Annotated in this window: 20 protein-coding genes; 6 read left to right on the forward strand and 14 right to left on the reverse strand. The window is 39.6% G+C overall.

Annotation, left to right across the window (positions count from 1 at the left end; all coding sequences use genetic code 11):
- Positions 1 to 4: 4 nt before the first annotated feature.
- From HT680_RS04050 to efeO, 6 genes are all read right to left on the reverse strand, one after another.
- The gene (locus tag HT680_RS04050; RefSeq protein ID WP_084867179.1) at positions 5 to 712 is read right to left on the reverse strand and encodes a 2-C-methyl-D-erythritol 4-phosphate cytidylyltransferase; all 708 of its coding nucleotides are present in this window, start codon (positions 710 to 712) and stop codon (positions 5 to 7) included.
- A gap of 296 nt (positions 713 to 1,008) precedes the next feature.
- Positions 1,009 to 1,179, reverse strand: coding sequence for a twin-arginine translocase TatA/TatE family subunit (locus HT680_RS04055; protein WP_038805334.1), 171 nt, complete (start codon positions 1,177 to 1,179; stop codon positions 1,009 to 1,011).
- On the reverse strand, positions 1,163 to 1,894 hold the full coding sequence (tatC, locus tag HT680_RS04060) for a twin-arginine translocase subunit TatC (RefSeq protein WP_173258418.1): 732 nt from the start codon (positions 1,892 to 1,894) through the stop codon (positions 1,163 to 1,165). The genes HT680_RS04055 and tatC overlap by 17 nt, the downstream gene beginning before the upstream one ends.
- Positions 1,895 to 3,583, reverse strand: coding sequence for an FTR1 family protein (locus tag HT680_RS04065; RefSeq protein WP_173258421.1), 1,689 nt, complete (start codon positions 3,581 to 3,583; stop codon positions 1,895 to 1,897).
- The gene (gene efeB, locus HT680_RS04070) at positions 3,558 to 4,772 is read right to left on the reverse strand and encodes an iron uptake transporter deferrochelatase/peroxidase subunit (protein ID WP_173258423.1); all 1,215 of its coding nucleotides are present in this window, start codon (positions 4,770 to 4,772) and stop codon (positions 3,558 to 3,560) included. The genes HT680_RS04065 and efeB overlap by 26 nt, the downstream gene beginning before the upstream one ends.
- 5 nt (positions 4,773 to 4,777) lie before the next feature.
- A complete protein-coding gene (gene efeO, locus HT680_RS04075) occupies positions 4,778 to 5,650 on the reverse strand; it encodes an iron uptake system protein EfeO (RefSeq protein WP_173258425.1) in 873 nt (290 codons plus the stop codon).
- A 187-nt stretch (positions 5,651 to 5,837) separates the two neighbouring features.
- On the opposite strand from efeO, the gene HT680_RS04080 reads away from it, so the two are divergent.
- The gene (locus HT680_RS04080; RefSeq protein WP_000981527.1) at positions 5,838 to 6,137 is read left to right on the forward strand and encodes a YbaB/EbfC family nucleoid-associated protein; all 300 of its coding nucleotides are present in this window, start codon (positions 5,838 to 5,840) and stop codon (positions 6,135 to 6,137) included.
- Between the two features lie 47 nt (positions 6,138 to 6,184).
- Here HT680_RS04080 and HT680_RS04085 read toward each other — a convergent pair whose 3' ends face one another.
- From HT680_RS04085 to glmU, 7 genes are all read right to left on the reverse strand, one after another.
- Positions 6,185 to 7,948, reverse strand: a complete 1,764-nt coding sequence (locus HT680_RS04085; RefSeq protein WP_173258427.1) for a glycerophosphodiester phosphodiesterase — start codon at positions 7,946 to 7,948, stop codon at positions 6,185 to 6,187.
- 8 nt (positions 7,949 to 7,956) lie between these two features.
- Positions 7,957 to 8,547, reverse strand: a complete 591-nt coding sequence (locus HT680_RS04090) for a 3'-5' exonuclease (protein ID WP_173258429.1) — start codon at positions 8,545 to 8,547, stop codon at positions 7,957 to 7,959.
- A gap of 81 nt (positions 8,548 to 8,628) precedes the next feature.
- The gene (gene rocS / locus HT680_RS04095; RefSeq protein ID WP_000021247.1) at positions 8,629 to 9,123 is read right to left on the reverse strand and encodes a chromosome segregation protein RocS; all 495 of its coding nucleotides are present in this window, start codon (positions 9,121 to 9,123) and stop codon (positions 8,629 to 8,631) included.
- Between the two features lie 76 nt (positions 9,124 to 9,199).
- Positions 9,200 to 9,892, reverse strand: a complete 693-nt coding sequence (locus HT680_RS04100) for a 5'-methylthioadenosine/adenosylhomocysteine nucleosidase (protein WP_173258431.1) — start codon at positions 9,890 to 9,892, stop codon at positions 9,200 to 9,202.
- A 15-nt stretch (positions 9,893 to 9,907) separates the two neighbouring features.
- Positions 9,908 to 10,219, reverse strand: coding sequence for a cell wall synthase accessory phosphoprotein MacP (gene macP, locus HT680_RS04105; protein ID WP_000517872.1), 312 nt, complete (start codon positions 10,217 to 10,219; stop codon positions 9,908 to 9,910).
- An 11-nt stretch (positions 10,220 to 10,230) separates the two neighbouring features.
- On the reverse strand, positions 10,231 to 10,776 hold the full coding sequence (locus HT680_RS04110) for an NUDIX hydrolase (RefSeq protein ID WP_173258433.1): 546 nt from the start codon (positions 10,774 to 10,776) through the stop codon (positions 10,231 to 10,233).
- 9 nt (positions 10,777 to 10,785) lie between these two features.
- On the reverse strand, positions 10,786 to 12,165 hold the full coding sequence (glmU, locus tag HT680_RS04115; protein WP_173258435.1) for a bifunctional UDP-N-acetylglucosamine diphosphorylase/glucosamine-1-phosphate N-acetyltransferase GlmU: 1,380 nt from the start codon (positions 12,163 to 12,165) through the stop codon (positions 10,786 to 10,788).
- A gap of 158 nt (positions 12,166 to 12,323) precedes the next feature.
- Between glmU and HT680_RS04120 the strand changes: the two genes are divergently transcribed.
- From HT680_RS04120 to lysS, 5 genes are all read left to right on the forward strand, one after another.
- Positions 12,324 to 13,124 carry a glycoside hydrolase family 25 protein gene (locus HT680_RS04120; protein ID WP_173258437.1) on the forward strand — a complete coding sequence of 267 codons (801 nt, stop codon included), beginning with the start codon at positions 12,324 to 12,326 and terminating at the stop codon, positions 13,122 to 13,124.
- Between the two features lie 106 nt (positions 13,125 to 13,230).
- The gene (locus HT680_RS04125) at positions 13,231 to 14,073 is read left to right on the forward strand and encodes a DUF368 domain-containing protein (RefSeq protein WP_173258439.1); all 843 of its coding nucleotides are present in this window, start codon (positions 13,231 to 13,233) and stop codon (positions 14,071 to 14,073) included.
- Positions 14,073 to 14,555, forward strand: coding sequence for an aminoacyl-tRNA deacylase (locus HT680_RS04130; RefSeq protein ID WP_125426082.1), 483 nt, complete (start codon positions 14,073 to 14,075; stop codon positions 14,553 to 14,555). Before HT680_RS04125 ends, HT680_RS04130 begins: the two co-directional genes overlap by 1 nt.
- Positions 14,555 to 15,178 carry a histidine phosphatase family protein gene (locus HT680_RS04135; RefSeq protein ID WP_173258441.1) on the forward strand — a complete coding sequence of 208 codons (624 nt, stop codon included), beginning with the start codon at positions 14,555 to 14,557 and terminating at the stop codon, positions 15,176 to 15,178. The genes HT680_RS04130 and HT680_RS04135 overlap by 1 nt, the downstream gene beginning before the upstream one ends.
- Before the next feature lie 139 nt (positions 15,179 to 15,317).
- Positions 15,318 to 16,808 (forward strand): lysine--tRNA ligase, encoded by a 1,491-nt coding sequence (lysS, locus tag HT680_RS04140; protein WP_000102438.1) that lies wholly within the window; start codon positions 15,318 to 15,320, stop codon positions 16,806 to 16,808.
- Between the two features lie 271 nt (positions 16,809 to 17,079).
- On the opposite strand, the gene HT680_RS04145 is transcribed toward lysS, so the two are convergent.
- On the reverse strand, positions 17,080 to 17,916 hold the full coding sequence (locus HT680_RS04145) for an amino acid ABC transporter substrate-binding protein (RefSeq protein WP_173258648.1): 837 nt from the start codon (positions 17,914 to 17,916) through the stop codon (positions 17,080 to 17,082).
- Positions 17,917 to 17,919: the final 3 nt, after the last annotated feature.

Here is a 17,919-nt window from a genome sequence, read left to right on the forward strand (position 1 = left end):
AGCCTTAGTCTTTCTCAATCATGCTTTTCGCGATTTTCAAGTCTGTTACTGTTGTGATTTTAAGGTTTGAATACTCCCCTTTAGCTAGGGCAACATCCTTCCCTTTGATAACAAAAATCTTACATGCATCCGTCAGGATTTCCTTTTCTTGATCAGATAGGGAACCATACAAATCCATGAAATCCTTACAACGGAAAGTCTGAGGTGTTTGGCCTTGATAAAGGTGAGCACGATTTGGAATATCAGTGATAAACTGACCATTGGTACTTTCAACAATGGTATCAACCGCTTCTACTACTGTGTCAACCGCATCATGATCTTGAGCAAGCTTGATATTGTCCTGAATCATGCGAAGTGTGATAAATGGACGAACAGAGTCGTGGGTAATCACAATATCTTCTGGAGTGATTGGACGATAGGCATCAATAGCTTCAATAATCTTCTCGATACTGGTATTTCGATCAGCACCACCCTTGGTAATGATGATGCGATCCTTGTGGAGAGAAAGATACTTGTCAACTAGGTCCTCAGCGTGTGACACCCAATCTCCATGAACTCCAACTACAATTTTTTCAATACTTGGTTCTAAGACGAATTTTTCAATTGTGTGGATCAAAATAGGTCGATCACCCAACTCCAAGAATTGTTTTGGTAAATTACTGATTCCCATGCGTGTGCCAGTTCCTCCGGCTAGGATTCCTGCATAGATCATATATATTCTCCTTTAGTTTATTCTAAAAAACTCATTACCATCTATTATATCACAATCTGCCTCTATCATGAAGAAAAGACCGAAAACTATCTATTTGAGAAATAAAATTAGATTTCCCTCTATATTTTTTTACTCAACATTCGGTTAATATAGAGTTCTTCAGAGTATAATACAAACCTTAAAGAAAACTTAAAATCACTTTTAAGAATACAATAAAAAGCTAGGAAACTGCTCACCTAGGCCTAAACAGCTACAGTTCCTAACTTTCTTGTTTTTATTTATGATTATGGAATAGATTACTTTTCCTGATCTTGGTCACCAACTCCTTTAACTGCCTTTTTAAACTCAGACAGCATTTTACCGATTGATTCACCAAGTTCTGGTAATCGTTTTGGTCCAAAGATTAAGAGTGCACCTAGAACAATGATAATCAATCCTGGAGCACCGATATCACGTAAGATTCCCATTCTTTTCTCCTTTCATTTTTTTCTTTATAATACTCTTGCTAATTGCAATACTAAGCTCATAGAGCGAGATTAAAGGAACAGTCATAGCTAGATCGCTGATAAAATCAGCGGGTGTCAAGATAACAGCTAGTACCAATAAAATAAAGTATGCATAACGGCGATAGGTAACTAAGAAACCTGGTCCAATCAAGCCAATCGACGTTAAAAAAGCGATGATGACAGGCAATTCAAAGATGAAACCCAAGGGTAGGGTTGTTTGAAAAACAAAGGCTAAGTAGTTCTGCGCCGTTAATTGAGTTTCAAATAATCCTTCCCCAAGACCTAAAAGCACTTGAAGTAAGGCTGGTGTCACAAAGTAGAATCCAAAGGCTAGTCCAAGTAAAAAGCAAATAAAACTAGCTGGAATATAAGCAAAAATTGCTCTTGCTTCTTCTTTTTTTAATCCTGGTTTGATAAAACTCCAAATCTGGTATACTGTAAAAGGTAGCGTAATAGTAAAGGACATCAGACTCGCCAAGCGCAAATAAATCCACAGAATGTCATTTGGACCTAATACAATCAACTTTTGATTAAAGGACTGAGTCAGGTAGTAATAAAGCTGATCAGCAAACAATAAAGCTCCACAAAAGACTATAGAAAAGCAGGCTATAACAGCAATGAACCTCTTTCTAAATTCTATCAGATGTTCAACGATTGTCAATTCTTTTGTATCCATCTACTTTTCACCCTGTCTCAATGTGACAACCAAAACAATTATCAAAAATACTAGCTGACTTCCCAAACCTTCCCAACTTGGATAGATGCCAAATAGGTCGATAGTTGGGAAACTTGATAGCAGGTGATTTGGTGCCATATTTGTCAGCTGCAGAGCATGCACACTAACTCCAAGCATCTTGAAGGCAAGAGCATAAATCATCCACGTCAATATGAAGAAGACCTTATGAGGTAGGAAGAATTGACTCGCTTTGTTCATCAGAAATGCAATAATCAGCAAGACTAACAAAGCTAGAGAAATACCTAGGATAAACTCAAAACGAGATATTCTCGGTAAAATTCCTACGTAAAATAGAATGGTCTCTGCTCCTTCACGGAAAACAGCTAGAAAACTAAGAGCAAACATGGAAATGAATGAACCTGTCTTGGTCACAGTTTTCATTTGATTATCCATAAAATCATTCCATTTTTTGACCGAGGATTTACTGTGAAGCCAGATACCAATCAAAATCATCATAACGACTGCAAAAATACCAACAACTCCTTCGATGATTTCTCGATTGGCCCCTGATGTTACTGCAGGAAAGGCAATTTGTAGTATAAATGCAATCACTAGACTCGCAGCTATTCCTGATAGTGCTCCACCATATACCCACTTGAGTCCTTTGCGCATCTTGGCTGATTTTAGAGTTGTGACTAAGGCCATGACGATTAAGAGGGCCTCTACTCCTTCACGTAAGAGAATGAGCATGGCATCAAAAGCATTGTAGCTTGCAGTCGTATCAATTTGAGATAAATCCGCAATCAGTTTTTCTAATTTTTCTTGATATTCCTTCTCACTTCCCTTGACCATGATTACAGGACTTTCGCTTTCGACTCGTGTATAGAGGGAAGGATTGGTCGTGCTAACAGAACCCTCAATCGTTGGCCAGATAGTAATAAACTCTTTCATGGCAGCTGTCCCTGCCGTCAGGTTTCCAGCTTTAAATTCTTCCAAGGCTTTTTTGAGAAGGGAAATGCCATCTTTGAGACTTAGATTAGAGGAACTTGTCGCCACTTCTTTACCAGCCACGAAGTTATCGATGGCAGTTTTTAAGTCATTAAAAGAAGACTGGATAGCGTCATAATCTGTCGGCTCCATTTCAATACTACTGCGTAAGAAAGAGATAGCAGTTTCTACTTGACCGTAATGTGTTGTACTGTTGTTGCGGACGACACTTTCATTGATCGTCCAAGTTGAATTCATTTTTTTATAGGCTTCTCTGACTTGCTCTATATCTTTTGAAGAAATTGCCTTATCCAAAGTCTCAAAACGTGGTCTTAAGCGACTGACAAGTTTTTCCTTTTCGGCATCAAGATCTACTGGATTTTGCTCTTTTTCAAAAGCTAGAAGAGCAGAGGAGATCTGTGTCAGATTTTCTTCACTAATCTCTCCTGACAGGGCAAGTTTTTCCTTAACAACCTTTCCAGCATCTGAATCAGCATGTTCTACTTTTTCAAAATCCGTCGCCATTTCTCTAACTAGGGCCTTGGCTTCTGCCTGATTTCCATTTTTTACAGCCTGAGAGGCATCGGTAATCTTTACAAAATAAGAACTCAGACTTTCCTTCGCACCGACAGGAGAACTAGCTAACAAGAGAAAAGACAAAGCCAAGAAACAAATGTTAATCTTCCAATAATTTCTGACCAATATAGCCTCCTTTCTCTACTCCACCAAAGCAGGCAAAAAGACCGCTACCGATGTGGGTTACATACTCATTCATCTTGTCTGTAGCTCCGAGGTTGGTTTGAACCTTGACAAAATGATCTGGATCCTTTTGGAAAGAGATAAAGAGTAAACCTGTGTCAAATTGTCCAGTCTTATCATCAATGCCATCTGAGTATGAATAGGATCGTCGTAAGAGTGGCTTATCTACCTCTTTGGCTAATCGAACATGCGAATCATCTGGTAAAAGGCTCAAATCTACTTCATCAAACTCATTCTTCTTACCAAAGGGAGCGCCACTTTCCTTGTAGCGACCAAAGGTATTTTCTTGCTCTTCAAGATTGGTTCGGTCCCAGGTATCGAGAAACATCTGGATGCGACGAACGGCCATATAGGATCCATTTTCCATCCAGTCCTTGCTGTCGGCCCAGACAACACGATCAAAATCCTTTTCTTTGGTCACATTAGCTGTTCCATCTTTGAAACCAAAAAGGTTGCGTGGTGTCTCCATACGATCCCCAATAGCAGCAAATCCAGATTGGCTCCAACGGAGGGTCACTGCATTTCTCCCTTTACGAATGAGGTTGCGAATAGCATGAAAAGCAACTTGCTCGTCATCTGCACAGGCTTGGATAACAATATCTCCCCCAGTATATTTTTCACGCAGTTGCTCCTTTGGAAAGGGTGGAAAATCCCTAAAAAGTTGAGGACGCTTGTTCTCCAAATTCATCTTTTTCAGGAAACTAGCAGACACACCAAAAGTCAGCGTTAAACGATGTGGATTTAGCCCCACGGTTTCTCCAGTATCACTAGGAGGCAAGAGGGCATTCTGACCATCTTTTTTTACCAATTCTCCTTCTACCAACTTGGCACTATAATCCGTCCAATCCTTAAAAAGCTGGATAATCTTATCTTTATCTGTAGTATGCAAATCTAGGACAACAAAATAGATATTCTTCTGCATAGGGGTCGTGATACCCGCTTGGTGTTTCCCATAAAAGTCAATCTTTTCATTACCGTACGAGATTTTTTCCTGCTTGTCTAGCTTAGGCGCTAAAAAAGCGGAGGCACCAGAGAGACCAAGTGCTAGACCAGCACCTCCAATACCCGCTTTTTTTAGAAATTCTCGACGGTCCATTTTTTTCTCAAAAAACTTTTCGTCTTTCTTAGTCATACTGCTTATTCTCCATCAAGAAATTTGCCCATTTGTGATAGAGGTTCACCAAGTTTTGTCACGGCTTCAGCCAATTCTTTGGTATCTTCTTTTGTCAAATCTGTATAGAGTTTATAGTGTTCCTTGTCTGTCATATGTTTGTCCAACAAGCTATTAACAGATTTGAAATCAGCTTCTAATTCTTTAACTAAAGCAGCATCTGATTTTTCTAGTAAAGGTTTAAAGAGTTGGAATATCTTTTCAGCTCCCTCGATATTAGCGCGGAAGTCGTACAAATCTGTATGAGAGTAGATTTCCTCTTCACCCGTAATCTTGCTTGTCGCCACTTCGTTAAGCAAGTCAACTGCTCCAGTCAACATAATCTTGTGATCTACTTCAACAGTCGCTACCTTAGCCTTCAACTCTTTGATATCATTGACAAGCTGATCACCATAACTTTCGGTTCCCTTAGTTGTGTTTTCTTCCCAGAGGATCCGTTCGATACGGTGGAAACCTGACCAACCTTCCTCGGTCTTATTTTCATCCACATAGTCTGCTAGACGAAAGTCAATCTTAACATCAGATTCACCAAAACTCTCAGCGATTGGCTCGGAGCGTTCGTAAGCCATACGAACAAGCGGATAAGCTTTCTTGGCTTCCTCCAATTTTCCGTCTTTTAAAAGCTGGACAAATCCTTCTGTATCCGTTAAGAGTTTGTCAATTTGTCCTTGAACAAAAGTCTTATAATCTGCGGTTGCCTTATCAAGCAATTTTTGTTTGTCATCTGATAAAGCTGTCACCTTAGAGGAATCATTTTTCTCGGTTGATTTTTCAAAACGGACTGCACATGCTGTCAATAGCAAGGCTGAAGATAAAAGGACAACACCTAGTTTTTTCATTAGTTACTCCTATTGGTTCAGGAAGCCTGAATTTATTTTACGTTCCATTATACCATCCTTTCCTTAGTTTTTCAACAAATTGTCAGAAAATTTAATATTAGCTATCTAAAACTAATAATAGACTTTTACCCCTAAAATTGATAAAATAAAAAAAGAAAATAATAGAAAAAGGAAACTGTAAATCACTATGATGAACATGCAAAACATGATGCGTCAAGCACAAAAACTTCAAAAACAAATGGAACAAAGCCAAGCAGAACTCGCTGCTATGCAATTTGTTGGAAAATCTGCTCAAGACCTTGTCCAAGCGACCTTAACTGGAGATAAAAAAGTTGTTAGTATTGACTTCAGTCCAGCAGTTGTAGATCCAGAAGATCTAGAAACCTTGTCTGATATGACCGTTCAAGCCATCAACGCTGCTCTAGAACAAATCGACGAAACGACTAAGAAAAAATTAGGTGCTTTCGCTGGAAAATTACCATTCTAATCACCTACAGAAAAAGGAGGAAGGTTCACTTCTCCTTTTTTTCTCTGTTAGAAATTAAAGAACTCCGTAGCTTTTTTCAAAAGGAGATCGGTGTATTCTGGATCTTCCTGAGCTGCTGCTAAAGTCTCCTGTAGCATTTCCATGTCATCTGTAATCATCCCATCCACTGACAACTGCAACGATTTATCAAGTGCGTCAGAGCTATTGATGGTCCATACGTAAAGCTTTTGTTCTGTATACCAAAGTTTAGTGACAAAATATTCATCCAATGTTGAATACTCCATAGTATAGCCCGTTGCCTTGGTTTTTGGGAAAATACTATTATAAGGCAAGATGAAATAAGCTGGAATAGTCGAATCATATTTCAAAACTTGGTCAATCACATGATAGTCTAGTGATTGCATCTGATGACCATACTGCTTGATAATCGTTCCATACTTCTCTAGAAAACGTTCCATCATTTGTGGACTGTCTTTTTTACTGGTTTTGATTTCAATCAACAATCTTTGATGAAGTTCATTCGCGCGATTGAGATAGTCATCAAAACTAGATATTTTGGTTCGATAGCCATTTTCAGAAATATCTAACCCTGTCAACTCCTCCAAAGTCAAGTCTTGAGGTCTGGCATTGATACCTGCTAAGTTCTTAAGATTGGCGTCATGCATCATCACAAACTGACCATCTTTGGTCTCCTGTACATCCATTTCAATCAAATCTGGTTTCAGTTGCGCTGTTTTTTCCAAAGACTGTACAGTGTTTTGTACACCATTTTTATTTGAAACACCCCTATGTGAAATGACTAAAGGGGTATTTGTCACAGGAGCTTCCAGATAGATATAACCTTCCAGCGCAAAAAAGATACTAGCGCAGCCCATAACTCCCCATCTCATCAAATGGTCTTTTTTTCTTCTTGGCATAATCTCCAGTTCCTCACCTGTCAAAAAGGAGACAAACTTAACAAGGAAATAGGTCAAGGCCATATAGTGGATGTTTTTTATCAAGACAAAGTTGATAACTCCAAGAATCAGTGATTCTTTCTGTGTTAAATTGTCAATTACAATCTGTCCTATTAGCAAGGGAGTCAAGAGAAGGAAGAAAAAGAGATAGGTTTTAATAATAATGAGTAGCAAGTTCCAAGCATAAAAGAGAACTTGTTTTTTTGTCTTTTGTAGGCTATATTTTACTCCTTCTCTCACAGTCCTCTTTTCAAAGAGAATCTTCGGAAGGGCAAACATGAGTCGGACAGACACATAGAGCAAAATCCAAGCAGATGCAAAAATCATCAAGCCTACTAGCCAGTGCTTGTCTTCCAGATAAGTCACGATAAAGTCTGGAATAACGATTTTATTTAAGTAATAAATTTTTAAAATTTTCCTGATGAAAGGAAAGAGCATGGCTACGTAGAAGAATACAAAGGCCATCTTACAGAAGCTCAAGCGTTTCATGAATAGAAAACTTTGCTGGAAAACTTTGCGACTGTACTCAATCAAGGTTCTCTTTTCGTGGTAGAGAAGGTGACGCGCCCCAATAAAGAGGAGGCAAATCTGGAAATAGGCCACCAAAAAATTGATTACAATCAAGACGAGAAAAGCCAGACTGATTAAAGGAGAACTCGTGATGATAGCAAAAATATTATTGTAAGAAATAAACAAATAGCCCGTCTGGCTGAGTAAAAGACCAGCAAGCCAAGAATTGAGAGGTAACCACAGATATTCCACCATCATGAAAATTAAGAAAAAGAGGAAGAGAACTTTATCTAGGTTGAGGTAAATTTTCCTAAAACCTAGTTTTTTAGGTTTTTCAGGTTTCATAGGCACTCCTAGTCTAGAAATTGAGATAAGTCTAGCCCACCAAAGGGATTCATGGATAGATTACTCTGTTCTTCTAATAATAGTTTTCCTTCGTCAGACTCCAAAAAGGCTTCATAAACACGCGCTGTCATGCGAGCATCTTCTAAACTATTATGCGATTGACCTTTAAACCCTAAAAAATTCGCCACAGTTTGCAGTTTGAGATTAGCTATGCCGTGTAGGTCGGAACTACGACGTTCAAAAGCCTCATCATATAGGTCGACCTTGTACTGGTCACGATAGTCCAAGCCATGCTCCAAGAGAATAGGTAAATCACTCTTGGATGCATTGTATCCAACGATAGGTGAATTGCCAACAAAAGCCTGAAAGTCTTTTAAAACTTTTTCTACTTTTGGCGCATCTTTCAAGGTTTCAGCTGTGATTCCAGTCAAACCATTGATAAAACTCTTTAAAGGCACGCTACTATGGACATAAGAATCAAAGGCATCTATTTCATGACCATCTTGAAAGCGAACTGCTGATACCTGAATTAAATGGGTAACCCCTTCGTGTTGATTGAATTCTAAGTCAAAGGCGATATAGTCTCTTAATTTTTCCATCATTTACCTCAATTTCGACTCAATTTAAACTATAAATAAGAAAAGAAGCTATTAGGTTAGTGAATAACCCAGACAGCTTCTTTATTTTCCTCCAAACAGGCGAGCAAAAAAGCCTTTTTTGGTTGCTTGGACTTCTTCTTTTGCTTGGTCCAACTCGAGTTTCAAGCTTTCTTGATCCTTCATAGCTTGAAGAGTCAACTGTTGCTGTTGGTCCAATTGTTTGTCCTTTTCTGCAATCTGGCGGTCTTTGATGCGCATCTGCTCATCTTTTTCTGCCAGTTGCTGATCCTTGGCCTTGAGTTGCTCGTACAAACGAAGAATTTCAGCATTTTTCTCATCGACCAAGATTTCCATCAGTTCGCGTTGTTTAACATCATCACTGACTGGTTCATCTTCAAAAATTGTTTTTTTATAGATTTCTTCTAGCTTGATTAAGCCACTTCGAGTAACTACTGTTACACCTTTGTCATTTTTTTTCGTGTCCTCTTCTGGAAGTTCTTTGACACGATTGTTGATTGCCTGACGAGATAGTCCTAAGACCTCTGCAATCTCGCTGACGGTCATTTCAATACTCATAATATCCTCTGAAACGTTTTCTAGCTTTTCTTTATTTAAATCTTATCATAAGCTAGATAAACTGTCAAATTTCCGCTTAATTCAAGGCCTTTAAAAAGGCTAGTAAGACTTGGGCCGAACGACGCCCAGCTTCGATAATAAACTCATCAAAAGAGATAGAGGCTTCGTGATTGGCATTGTCACTCATGGCACGAATGACTAGAAAAGGTAGGTCAAGAGCCTGAGCCGCTTGTGCAATAGCAGCCCCTTCCATTTCAACTGCTAAAACATCAGGGAAGTGGGATTTGATACTAGCAATCTTATCATCTCCAGCTATAAAGCTATCTCCGGTAGCAATCAAGCCTAGGTGCCAGGTCTGTTCTAACTGAGATAAGTTTTCTTTAATCCTATCGATAAATTTCTTATCTGATTCAAAGTAAAGAGGTTGACCAGCCATTTGGCCATAGGCATAACCAAAAGCAGTCACATCCACATCATGGTAAGCTAGTCTATCTGCAATCACGACATCACCAACAGCAATCCCTTCAGCAAGAGCACCTGCTGATCCTGTATTGATGATAGCTTCTACCTGAAAATAGTCAGCTAGAACAGCTACACTCATAGCTGACATGACCTTCCCAATCCCACTCTGAACTAGGACAACTTGAGTATTGCCAACAGTACCAGTATAGTAAGTATTTCCGAGGACTTGGACTTCTTGAGGTTTATCCAAATTCTGAGTCAAATATACGAGTTCTTCTGGCATGGCAGCAATGATTCCAATTTTCATTTCAAGTCCTTTCAATTACAAGAGTTTCATCGCTAAAATTAACAAAATCAAAAGTAGGATGACTGCAAACAAGATACGATTGAGTTTCGAATTAAAAACATTTCTCTTGGTATTCTCAATGCGGCGACTCTTATGAATCGTTGGCTCTACTTCGATTGTAAGTGTATCTTGACTAAAACCGTGGTCTCTAGAACGTGAATAACCAAAATGTTGTGAAGATGTTGGTAGGATCTTGGTTTCCTCATCATCTTGAAGAGGTGGTCCTGAGATTTTCTCACCTCGGTTGGCACGTTCAATCATTTCGTCTGTTAATAAAGGTTTTCCCATGGGTTGCTCCTCTATTTCTTTTGTAGTTCCCAGTACTGAATCGCCATAATGGTCTTGGCATCACAGATATGACCTGACTGGATCAGATCCTTGGCTTCCTCTAGACTGACTTCTAAAACTTCCAAGGTTTCATCATCATCTTGTGGGCGAGGATTTTCCACCTTGACCAAATCACTAGCGAGGTAGAGTTTTAGTTTTTCATTACAAAATCCAATCGCAGAATAGAAATCATATAAAAGCTCTAACTTAGCAGTGTAGGCAACCTCTTCTTCCAATTCACGAAGGGCAGCTGCCATTGGATCTGCATTTTCACCAGTTTCCAGTTTTCCTGCGGGAATCTCATAAGAGACAGCCTCAATAGCCTTTCGGTATTGCTTAACGAGGACAATTTTATCCTCAGTTGTCACGGCTAGAACACAAACAGCCCCATTGTGAAAAATCAAGTCACGTTGGGCAGTACCCTTTCCTTCTGGTAGTTCCACCTGGTCTTGTACTAGTTTGAAAATAGGACCTTGATAGATTTCCTTCCGACTAATCGTTTTTTCTTCAAATTCCATGATCGACTCCTACTGGTTCTTAGGATGATGAGGTAAGCGTGTTGCGTACTCGTCTTTGTTAACTTGTCGTCCACGACCAATCGCAATGGCATCAGCTGGAACATTCTTGGTAATGGTTGAACCAGCTCCAACGAGAGAATTGTCACCTAATTCAACTGGAGCAATAATGGTTGAGTTTGAGCCAACAAAGACATTGTTACCGATAACAGTCTTGTATTTGTTTTTCCCGTCGTAGTTGACTGTAATCGTACCTGCACCAAAGTTAACATGGCTACCCACTTCACAGTTTCCGATATAGGTCAAATGACCCGCCTTGGTATTTTCACCGATTGAAGAGCCTTTAACTTCAACAAAGTTTCCAATGTGAACTTGAGTACCAAGACTTGAACCTGGACGAATGTGTGCATAGGGGCCGACTGTCACACCGTCCGCAACACTACTTTCCTCAATCATAGAATTCGTAATCACAGCTCCAGCTCCAATGGTGCTATCCACGATATAAGTCCCATTTGTTAAAATAGTCTCCGCCCCAATCTTCGTTTGACCTTTCAAGGTAACGTTGGATTCAATTTGGACTTCAGGAGCAATCTCGACATCAATGTCGATGTAAGTTGCATCTGGATTAACAAAGCTGACACCATTGACCATATGTTTTTGATTGATACGGCGGCGCATCACTGCTTCCGCAGTCGCAAGAGCTACACGGTCATTTACTCCAAGACTTTCGTCAAAGTCTTTCAGAGTATAGGCTCCAACCTTCTCACCCGCATTACGGAAAATGCCAATTACATCAGTAATATAGTATTCTCCTTGGGCATTGTTGGTGTTGATATTTTTAAGGGCTTCAAAAAGACGTTCATTGTCAAATACATAAGTTCCCGTATTGATTTCCTTGATTTGCTTTTCAAAGTCTGTGGCATCTTTCTGCTCAACAATACGAAGAACTTCAGCGTTATCGTTACGGACGATACGACCATACCCAAAAGGATCTGCCGCTTCAGCCGTTAAAATGGTAGCCACATTTTTGTGATTGATATGGAAATCCAAGAGATTTTTCAAGCTTTCACCTGTAATCAGAGGAGTATCCCCAGCGATAACCAAGGTGTGGCCGGTACGATTTTGGAGAATGGGCTCTGCCATCATGACAGCATGCCCTGTTCCTAGTTGTTCTGATTGGGTAACAAAGTCTGTCTGACCAGCCAAGACTTGCTCAACTAACTCAGCCTTGTGTCCCACTACGGTAACTGTCTTTTCAGGTTGAATAGCTCCAACACTACGAAAAACATGTTCCAACATCGAAATTCCTGCTACTTTATGAAGTACTTTGGGAAGATCTGACTTCATGCGAGTACCCTTACCCGCTGCTAAAATAATGGCATAATTTGACATACTATTCTCTTTTCTGTAAAAATTCCCTTATATTATACCATAATTTTACTTTTAAAGAACAAACAAACAGGTGCTTTCCTGAAAATCTCCCCTACTTGTCTACATTTCTAAACTGTTTCCTTTGATTTTTTTAAATTTTTACGATAAACTAAATAAATATGAGAAAACAAATTCATCCTGCTATTATTTTTAGTTTATTTGGAATTTTCATAGCGATTTTACTCCTCAACAAACCAAGTTTTGAGGACCATCCTATCAAAACTAAACCAAATTCTCTTCAAGTTGAAACACAAGCCTTGCATAATCTTGACAAGCCCATTATCGATGTCTCTGGTTGGCAAAGACCTGAGGAGATCAACTACGACACCTTATCTCAAAACATTTCTGGTGTTATCGTTCGCGTGCACAATGGGGCTCAGCACACTGAAACAAATGATGCTGCCTTTATCAATGGTGTCGATAAAGCCTATAAAAATCATATAGCAGAATTTCAAAAACGGAATGTCCCTGTGGGGGTTTATGCCTATGTAGCTGGAAAAAATAAGGAAGAAATGGAGAAGGCTGCTGAAGTCTTCTACAACGCTGCTTCTCCTTACAATCCTAGCTACTACTGGTTAGATGTTGAAGAAAAAACAATGTCCGATATGAATGAAGGTGTTGAAGCCTTTCGTTCCAAACTAGCAACTCTCGGCGCTAAAAACATCGGTATCTACGTTGGGGTTTACTTCATGCAAGAGCATAGTATCAATACAGATAAGTTCACTGCTATTTGGATCCCTTCCTATGGGACTGACTCAGGTTATTTTGAAACGAAACCAAATACTGATCTGGACTACGATCTCCACCAGTACACTTCTAAGGGGAGAATTGCAGGATTTGAACATCATTTGGACATCAATCTGATTTCTACTGACAAAGACAAGGAAGAAACCTTCAGAAAACTATTTTTAAGGCCATAAGACAAGTGAAAATAACAAACTTTTTCACTTGTTTTTTCATTTTCTCCCCGTCTGTGTTATAATTGATAGCATAGAGAAAGAATTTTATGAAATTGAGGATTTTATTATGTTTTCATGGATTGCACGAGTTATTAAAGGAATCGTCATCGCATTAGGATTTATCCTACCTGGAATTTCTGGCGGTGTTTTAGCAGCTATTTTGGGTATTTACGAGCGAATGATTGGCTTTCTGGCTCACCCCTTTAAAGATTTTAAAGAGAATGTCCTATACTTTATTCCAGTAGCTATCGGGATGTTGCTAGGCATTGGTTTGTTTTCCTATCCAATCGAGTATTTGCTAGAAAACTATCAAGTCTATGTTTTGTGGAGCTTTGCGGGAGCTATCATCGGTACAGTTCCTAGCCTCCTTAAAGAATCTACTCGAGAATCTAATCGTGATAAGATTGACCTAGTCTGGTTCTGGACTACCTTTATCCTTTCAGGATTGGGCCTTTACGCTCTCAATTTTGTCGTAGGTTCACTCAGTGCTAGTTTTGCAAACTTCATCTTGGCAGGTGTTCTTTTAGCTCTTGGTGTCTTGGTGCCTGGTTTAAGTCCGTCAAATCTACTTTTGATTTTGGGACTGTACGCTCCAATGCTCACTGGTTTTAAGACCTTTGATTTGTTTGGTACCTTCCTTCCTATAGGGATTGGTGCAGGAGCAACCCTCATTATCTTTTCAAAATTAATGGATCACGCCTTGAACAACTACCACTCCCGTGTTTATCACTTCATCATTGGGATTGTGCTATCAAGCACCCTCTTAATTTTGATCCCAAATGCTGGAAATGCTGAAAGTATCCAATACACTGGGCTTTCTATTGTGAGTTATGTTCTCATTGCCTTCTTCTTTGCGCTTGGCATTTGGCTTGGTATCTGGATGAGCCAGCTGGAGGATAAGTATAAATAATGGCAAAGAAAGTTAAGATTAAAAAAACCTTGGTCGAGCAGATCTTGACCAAGGCAGGTATTGACCATACTGGTATTCAAATCAATGCGCTTGAAGGAGAACTTCCTCCTGAATACGACCGAAAACAGATTTTTAAAACCTTGGCTCTGCTGGGTGACAAGACAGGACCGATCATCGGAATTGTTCCCATAACGGAACACCTCGCCGAGAAAAAACTAGCAAAGGTTTCTGGTAGTAAAAAAGTGAGCATGATTCCACAGAAGGACTTGGAAAAAACGACAGGCTATGTTCATGGGGCTAATAACCCTGTCGGTATTCGTCAGAAACACAATTATCCCATTTTTATTGATCAGACAGCTTTGGATTTGGATAAAATCATCGTCTCTGCTGGGGAAGTCGGGCATAGTATCATCATCCGACCTCAAGACTTGGCCAGCTTTGTAAAAGCGGATTTTGCTGATATCTTGGAGGAAAGTAAGTAATGAAACTCTATTTTGTTCGTCATGGCCGCACTCTATGGAATCTTGAAGGACGTTTTCAAGGTGCTAGTGGTGACTCTCCCCTTCTTCCAGAGTCTATTGATATCCTAAAGCAACTTGGCCAGTATCTCAAGGAAATACCTTTTGATAAGATTTATTCAAGTGATTTACCTAGAGCGATTAAGTCTGCTGAAATTATCCAAAGTCAACTCCAGGCTCCTTGTACTTTAAAGAGCATTCCTGACCTGCGCGAATGGCAACTTGGAAAACTTGAAGGTTTGAAAATCGCAACGCTCAATGCCATCTATCCACGACAAATCAAGGCCTTTCGCTCTAATCTGGCTCAATTTGATACGAAGATGTTTGAAGCTGAATCCCTCTACTCTACGACTCAGCGTACTATTCAATTTATCAAATCTCTGAAAGAAAGTCCGGCTGAAAACATTCTAATCGTCGGTCATGGTGCAAATTTCACTGCTAGCCTACGTACTCTTCTAGGCTATAAAGAGGCTCATCTTCGCAAAGATGGAGGCTTGGCCAATGCCAGTCTTACAATTTTGGAGACCGAGGATTTTGAGACCTTCATTCTAGAAAGATGGAATGACACTTCCTATCAAAGAAAATAATGGAACTTGATCCCAATGGTCAAGTTCTTTTTAGTTTTCAAAGAATATCCGTGAATTTCTCTGCTATTTATGATAAAATGGGAGTATCGCAACAAAATGACTCATCGTATCAAATTTTGAGTAAAATTAGGAGGAACCCATGTCTACAGAACATATGGAAGAACTAAATGACCAGCAGATCGTTCGCCGTGAAAAAATGGCTGCGCTCCGTGAACAAGGAATCGATCCCTTCGGAAAACGTTTTGAACGTACTGCTAACTCTCAAGAACTAAAAGACAAATTTGCAGAACTTGATAAAGAACAATTACATGAATTAAACGAAACTGCTACTATCGCTGGACGCTTAGTAACTAAACGTGGAAAAGGAAAAGTCGGCTTTGCCCATCTTCAAGACCGAGAAGGTCAAATCCAGATCTATGTTCGTAAAGACGAAGTCGGTGAAGAAAACTACGAAATCTTCAAAAAGGCTGACCTCGGTGACTTCCTTGGTGTTGAAGGTGAAGTGATGCGTACTGATATGGGAGAACTCTCTATCAAGGCGACTCACATTACACACTTGTCTAAGGCACTTCGCCCACTTCCAGAGAAATTCCATGGTTTGACAGACGTTGAAACGATTTACCGTAAACGTTACCTTGACTTGATTTCTAACCGTGAAAGCTTTGAACGTTTTGTCACTCGTTCAAAAATCATCTCTGAAATCCGTCGTTATCTAGACCAAAAAGGTTTCCTTGAAGTGGAAACACCTGTTCTTCACAACGAAGCTGGTGGTGCTGCTGCTCGTCCATTTATCACTCACCACAATGCCCAAAACATTGACATGGTACTTCGTATCGCGACTGAGCTTCACTTGAAACGCTTGATCGTTGGTGGTATGGAACGCGTTTATGAGATTGGCCGTATCTTCCGTAACGAAGGAATGGACGCCACTCATAACCCTGAGTTCACTTCTATCGAAGTTTATCAAGCTTATGCTGACTTCCAAGATATCATGGACTTGACGGAAGGTATTATCCAACACGCTGCTAAGGCAGTTAAGGGTGATGGTCCAGTAAACTATCAAGGAACTGAAATCAAGATCAACGAACCATTTAAACGCGTTCACATGGTGGATGCTATCAAGGAAATTACGGGTGTAGATTTCTGGCAAGACATGACCTTCGAGGAAGCCAAAGCTATTGCTGCTGAGAAGAAAGTTCCAGTTGAGAAACACTACACTGAAGTCGGTCACATCATCAATGCCTTCTTTGAAGAGTTCGTTGAAGAAACCTTGATTCAACCAACCTTTGTCTATGGACATCCAGTAGCTGTGTCTCCACTCGCTAAGAAAAATCCTGAAGATGAACGCTTTACTGACCGTTTTGAGCTCTTCATCATGACCAAGGAATACGGTAATGCCTTTACTGAGTTGAACGACCCAATCGATCAGCTTAGCCGTTTTGAAGCCCAAGCAAAAGCTAAAGAACTTGGGGACGATGAAGCAACGGGCATCGACTACGATTACATCGAGGCTCTTGAATACGGTATGCCACCAACAGGTGGATTGGGAATCGGTATTGACCGTCTCTGCATGCTCCTCACAGATACAACTACTATCCGTGACGTTCTACTCTTCCCTACAATGAAATAACCCCTTATCCTCTGGTTTTGCCAGAGGATTTTTTGATAAGAAAAGAGACTCAATTTTGGGAAAAAATTTAGAAAATCTTTCCAGAATATAGTGAAATGAAATATGAACAAATTGATTGGGAAAGTCAAATCAATTTCTAGCAATGTTTTAGAAGTCACAGTATACTATTCCAGATTTAATCCGCTATATTAAATGGCTACTATGTTCTTCCCCAATTGATAAAAAGACTACGTTTTGCTAATCAAAACGCAGTCTCGTCCACTATTTTATTTCACTTTCCTTCTTGTACTTCTTTGGTTGCCACATCTTCTCCAAACCATTTTTGACTAATTTCTTGGAACTTACCATCCTTGTAAAGACTAGAAAATCCTTCATTTATCTTATTAACCAGGGTTGTATCTTCCTTACGTGCTCCAACTGCAAAAGCTTCTGTTTCTAGTCCAACTGTAAAAACATTATAATCGTTTAAAATGCCTTCTGCTTCTAAATAATAGTTTGCATAGACACGATCAATCAATAGGCCGTCAATTCGATCGTTTTTCAAATCAATCAAGGCTTCATTAAAAGTTTGGTATTGATTCGCTTCATTATTAGCGACAATATCCTTCAAAATCGCTGGCTTTCCTTCAAAGTCCGCATAACCAGATGAACCAGCTTGAGCTCCCAAAGTCTTTCCAGTCATATCTTTTGCAGTCGTGATACCTGACGATTTCTTAGTAACCAATACCTGCTCATTCTTCATATATGAGTTACTGAATGCTACCTTTTCACGACGTTCATCTGTAGCGGAATAGCCATTCCAAATCAGATCAATCGTTCCTTTTGTCAATTCAGCTTCTTTCAAATCCCAATCAATCGGTTGCCAATTTACCGTAATTCCGTATTTTTCAAAAACAGCTGTAGCTAAATCAATATCAAATCCCGCATAGGAACCATCTTTCTGAGCAAATCCCATTGGAACAAAAGTACTATCAAACCCAATAGTAATAGACTTGTTAGACTCGTACTTAGACCAATTATCTCCACTAGTTTCACTAGAATTTTTCCCACAAGCTGCTAAGAACAAAGCAGTCATTAGACTGACTAATACAAGCATCAATTTTTTCATCAT

Origin of the sequence: Streptococcus sp. 5905, from assembly GCF_013276505.1 — a bacterium.
Classification (GTDB): domain Bacteria; phylum Bacillota; class Bacilli; order Lactobacillales; family Streptococcaceae; genus Streptococcus.

Bases quoted from the DNA above. Each gene is read 5' to 3' on its own strand.
- HT680_RS04050 (WP_084867179.1), bottom strand. From the start codon at position 712: ATGATCTATGCAGGAATCCTAGCCGGAGGAACTGGCACACGCATGGGA.
- HT680_RS04055 (WP_038805334.1), bottom strand. From the start codon at position 1,179: ATGGGAATCTTACGTGATATCGGTGCTCCAGGATTGATTATCATTGTT.
- tatC (WP_173258418.1), bottom strand. From the start codon at position 1,894: ATGGATACAAAAGAATTGACAATCGTTGAACATCTGATAGAATTTAGA.
- efeB (WP_173258423.1), bottom strand. From the start codon at position 4,772: ATGACTAAGAAAGACGAAAAGTTTTTTGAGAAAAAAATGGACCGTCGA.
- efeO (WP_173258425.1), bottom strand. From the start codon at position 5,650: ATGAAAAAACTAGGTGTTGTCCTTTTATCTTCAGCCTTGCTATTGACA.
- HT680_RS04080 (WP_000981527.1), top strand. From the start codon at position 5,838: ATGATGAACATGCAAAACATGATGCGTCAAGCACAAAAACTTCAAAAA.
- HT680_RS04085 (WP_173258427.1), bottom strand. From the start codon at position 7,948: ATGAAACCTGAAAAACCTAAAAAACTAGGTTTTAGGAAAATTTACCTC.
- HT680_RS04090 (WP_173258429.1), bottom strand. From the start codon at position 8,547: ATGGAAAAATTAAGAGACTATATCGCCTTTGACTTAGAATTCAATCAA.
- rocS (WP_000021247.1), bottom strand. From the start codon at position 9,123: ATGAGTATTGAAATGACCGTCAGCGAGATTGCAGAGGTCTTAGGACTA.
- HT680_RS04100 (WP_173258431.1), bottom strand. From the start codon at position 9,892: ATGAAAATTGGAATCATTGCTGCCATGCCAGAAGAACTCGTATATTTG.
- macP (WP_000517872.1), bottom strand. From the start codon at position 10,219: ATGGGAAAACCTTTATTAACAGACGAAATGATTGAACGTGCCAACCGA.
- HT680_RS04110 (WP_173258433.1), bottom strand. From the start codon at position 10,776: ATGGAATTTGAAGAAAAAACGATTAGTCGGAAGGAAATCTATCAAGGT.
- glmU (WP_173258435.1), bottom strand. From the start codon at position 12,165: ATGTCAAATTATGCCATTATTTTAGCAGCGGGTAAGGGTACTCGCATG.
- HT680_RS04120 (WP_173258437.1), top strand. From the start codon at position 12,324: ATGAGAAAACAAATTCATCCTGCTATTATTTTTAGTTTATTTGGAATT.
- HT680_RS04125 (WP_173258439.1), top strand. From the start codon at position 13,231: ATGTTTTCATGGATTGCACGAGTTATTAAAGGAATCGTCATCGCATTA.
- HT680_RS04130 (WP_125426082.1), top strand. From the start codon at position 14,073: ATGGCAAAGAAAGTTAAGATTAAAAAAACCTTGGTCGAGCAGATCTTG.
- HT680_RS04135 (WP_173258441.1), top strand. From the start codon at position 14,555: ATGAAACTCTATTTTGTTCGTCATGGCCGCACTCTATGGAATCTTGAA.
- lysS (WP_000102438.1), top strand. From the start codon at position 15,318: ATGTCTACAGAACATATGGAAGAACTAAATGACCAGCAGATCGTTCGC.
- HT680_RS04145 (WP_173258648.1), bottom strand. From the start codon at position 17,916: ATGAAAAAATTGATGCTTGTATTAGTCAGTCTAATGACTGCTTTGTTC.